Here is a 3,506-nt window from a genome sequence, read left to right on the forward strand (position 1 = left end):
ACGACCTCGTTATACACGTTTCGCATCATCACGAACTGGCTTTGTCGACTTTCAAACTGATGGAACAAGGACCGTAACGTCTCTTCAATCGTCCGGTGTAAGAACGGTTCGAACGGTTCACGCTCAATCGCTTCGACGTGAGAGTCTGTCAAACGCTTCAATGCGATTTTCCGGTGAATGTCGTACGTTGCCTCGTCTTCCGGTCGGATGCCGATGTCGAGGATGAGTTCGTCGAGCAACGGCTCGATATTGCTCGTCCACGACTCTGATAATCGGCGCAACTGCTTGAGTGTCACGACCGGCAGTTCCCGGAGACGTTCGATTTGTTGAACGAACAGTTCAGCGGTCGCTTCGGCATCGCTCAGCGCCCGGTGCGCATCCGTATGCACGAGATCGAACACATCGGCGAGCGACTCGAGCGCGTGGCTCTCGAGGGTCGGGTAAAGGATGCGTGCGAGTTCAACCGTATCAATCGCCCGGCCTTGAAACGGCAAGTACCCGGCCTGTTCCAGACTCTCATTTAAAAAGTTCAAATCAAACGTGACGTTGTGGGCCACGAATACACGCCCGTCCAACATCTTCCATATATTAGGGATGACCTCTTCAAACGTCGGGGCCTCCTCCACATCACGATCGGTGATCGTCGTCAACTGCGTGATAAAAGGTGGGATCGGACGACTCGGTCGAATCAAGGTACTGTAGCGCTCAATCACTTCACTACCTTGTACGACAACCGCCGCGAATTCAATCAGTTCGTCGCCGGATTTGACGGAATGACCGGTCGTCTCCAAATCCACTATCACATAAGTGTCCATAACATCCATCCCATCTTCGGCACGCTCGTGCTTTCTATCTGTCTCATCTTACCATAGAACGATACACGAAAAAACGGGGATGCCTTTTATCGGACATCCCCGCTCGTCTCACAATATCGTGTGCGCGATCTCTTCATACAAGAGTTGATCGACTTCGTTGCGCTCGTTCAAGACGGCGACTTTCGGGCGGTGTAACCTTGCCTCTTCCGCTGTCATTTGACCGTACGCCATGATGATGACGACGTCACCGACTTGGAAGTGACGGGCTGCGGCGCCATTCAAGCAGACGACGCCAGATCCTCGCTCCCCTTTAATGACGTACGTCTCAATCCGGGCACCGTTATGGTTGTTCGTGATGTGCACGTGCTCATTTTCCATGATGCCGACCGCATCCATCAAATCTTCATCGATTGTGATCGAGCCGACGTAGTGCAAGTTCGCCTCGGTGACGGTCGCTTTGTGCAGCTTTGCGTGCATAAATGTTCGAATCATTTGATTCATCCTCTCTTCCAAATGACGTTATCAATCAAGCGGGCCCGTTCAAATTGAACGGCTGCCGCAATCAACAGTTCTTGCGATGTGTCGTGCGCTTCCGTCAGCGTCGGATAGTCGACGATTTCGACGTAGTCGATCGTACTGTTCGGAATCGCGTCTAACCGTTCAATCAGTCGCGCCTTCACCGCCGTGACGGCCACCCCTGTTTGGAGACCCGTCTCCGCCTCGGTCAATGCCTTGTTGATTTCGGCCGCCTCGATACGTTCCGACTCGGACAGATAGACGTTGCGACTCGACTTGGCGAGTCCTGACGCCTCCCGGATGATCGGACAACGCCGAATCTCGACCGGGACGAAATAGTCGTGGACATACCCTTCGATCAATGCGACTTGTTGCGCATCTTTCAATCCGAAATAGGCACGGGTCGGCCGTACGATGTTGAACAGTTTCGAGACGACCGTCAACACGCCGTCGAAATGGCCGGGTCGGCTCGCGCCGCACAGCACATCGGCACCGGTGCGCACCGTTACACGCGCCATATCGAGCGGATACATCGTCGTCGTGTCGGGATAGAACAAGATGTCGACGCCGGCTTCTCTTGCGAGCGCCTCGTCGCGGTCGAAATCTCGCGGATACCGGTCGAGGTCTTCGTTCGGTCCGAACTGGGTCGGATTGACGAAAATGCTCATGACGACGAGGTCGTTTTCTTGTTTGGCCGCCTCGACGAGACTGAGGTGTCCTTCATGCAAATAGCCCATCGTCGGCACGAAGCCGACGGTCGTCTCAGGCGATATCGCGTCTCGCAACGCTAACGGGTCGGTGACGATTCTCATGCCTTTCCTCCGTACAACGTGTCGAGCAGCGTCTCGTCCATCGTGAACGTGTGACGTTCGAGAGGGAACGAGCCGTCCTTCGTCGCTTGGACGTAATCGTGAATGGCTGTCGTCGCGACTTCGTTCACATCGGCGTAGGCTTCAACAAATTTAGGAAGCCGGTCGACGCCGTATTTCAAAATATCATGATAGACGAGTACTTGACCGTCCACGTCAGCGCCAGCACCGATTCCGATGACCGGAATCGTCAGCGCTTCGGCAATCTTTTTCGCGAGCTGATGCGGGACACACTCAAGGACGAGCATTTTCGCCCCGACCCGTTCAGCCTCGAGGCTGTCGGCGATCAACTGTTCGGCATCCTCAAGCGACTTGCCTTGTACTTTGTAGCCTTCGAGCACGCCGACCGATTGCGGTGTCAGTCCAAGATGGGCCACGCACGGCATGCCGACTTTCGTCAACCGTTCAATCGTCTCGAGCACCTCGCCTGCTCCTTCGAGCTTGATGGCGTCCGCCTGCCCGTCTTGGAACAGCGACTGTGCAGCTTGTAACGTCCGGTCAAAGTCACCATGATACGTCGCAAACGGCATATCGACGACGACGAACGTTTCACGCGCTCCGCGGCGCACTGCTTTTGCGTGGTGCACCATGTCAGCCACGGTCACCGGGATCGTCGAGTCGTATCCGAGTACGACCATTCCGAGTGAATCACCGACGAGGATGATGTCGACCCCACCGGCTTCAGCGAGTTTTGCCGACGGGTAATCGTAGGCGGTCAACATGACCAATTTTTCTTCTTGCTTCATCTTCTTGAGTAAAGATGTCATCGTATGCATATGTTCTCCTCCTAAACGTGGAGACAGGAAAGAAAAAGCGCCCTCTTATTGGCAAGAAGGCGCACGAAAACTTACTCAGTGGTTGAGTGTCCTTCTGTCCCTGTCAAAATGATCAAGGCAGACAAAAAATCAAGTGGCGGTCTGCAGTTCCGGTACACCTCAACTTGTGATAGCGTCCGGCACATTCATTATAGACCACGTTCTTCATTCATTCAATCATTCCAAACCGCGATTTCCGCGGAATAAATCGGTTCAACCACCCCGTCTCGCTCCAGCAAGAGCGCACCTTCTTCCGAGATGCCGCGCATGATGCCCCGCTTCAAGTGCGCAGACGCCGTCAACGTGACCGGCTCATCGATGAAAGCGGCGTGTTGGAGCCAATTGTCACGGACCGGGGCAAACCCTTCGGCGAGGAACAAATCGTATTCGGCTTCGAGATGATCGAGCAGGTGGGCGAGCAGTTCACTTCGACGATACGTCGCGCCCGTCTCGAGCTTCATCGAAGTCGCCTTGTGGCGCAACTCTTCCGG

Annotated in this window: 5 protein-coding genes; all 5 read right to left on the reverse strand. The window is 54.7% G+C overall.

The features are described from left to right. Positions 1-815: exonuclease domain-containing protein (locus tag JJU47_RS02130; RefSeq protein WP_300997412.1), on the reverse strand; the 815-nt coding region annotated here is incomplete at its 3' end. Positions 816-923: 108 nt separating this feature from the next. Further along, entirely contained in the window at positions 924-1,307 is a 384-nt protein-coding gene (panD, locus tag JJU47_RS02135) for an aspartate 1-decarboxylase (RefSeq protein WP_024370202.1), read from the reverse strand. A 5-nt stretch (positions 1,308-1,312) separates the two neighbouring features. Continuing rightward, entirely contained in the window at positions 1,313-2,143 is an 831-nt protein-coding gene (panC, locus tag JJU47_RS02140; protein WP_228615897.1) for a pantoate--beta-alanine ligase, read from the reverse strand. Then, positions 2,140-2,976, reverse strand: a complete 837-nt coding sequence (gene panB, locus JJU47_RS02145) for a 3-methyl-2-oxobutanoate hydroxymethyltransferase (protein ID WP_228615898.1) — start codon at positions 2,974-2,976, stop codon at positions 2,140-2,142. The genes panC and panB overlap by 4 nt, the downstream gene beginning before the upstream one ends. 212 nt (positions 2,977-3,188) lie before the next feature. Next, positions 3,189-3,506, reverse strand: a 318-nt coding sequence (locus JJU47_RS02150) for a biotin--[acetyl-CoA-carboxylase] ligase (RefSeq protein WP_483298114.1), incomplete at its 5' end; no start/stop codon positions are given.

This window comes from Exiguobacterium sp., assembly GCF_020832205.1.
Taxonomy (GTDB): Bacteria; Bacillota; Bacilli; order Exiguobacteriales; family Exiguobacteriaceae; genus Exiguobacterium.

Excerpts from the sequence above, each read along its gene's own strand:
- panD (WP_024370202.1), bottom strand. The coding sequence starts at position 1,307 with ATGATTCGAACATTTATGCACGCAAAGCTGCACAAAGCGACCGTCACC.
- panC (WP_228615897.1), bottom strand. The coding sequence starts at position 2,143 with ATGAGAATCGTCACCGACCCGTTAGCGTTGCGAGACGCGATATCGCCT.
- panB (WP_228615898.1), bottom strand. The coding sequence starts at position 2,976 with ATGCATACGATGACATCTTTACTCAAGAAGATGAAGCAAGAAGAAAAA.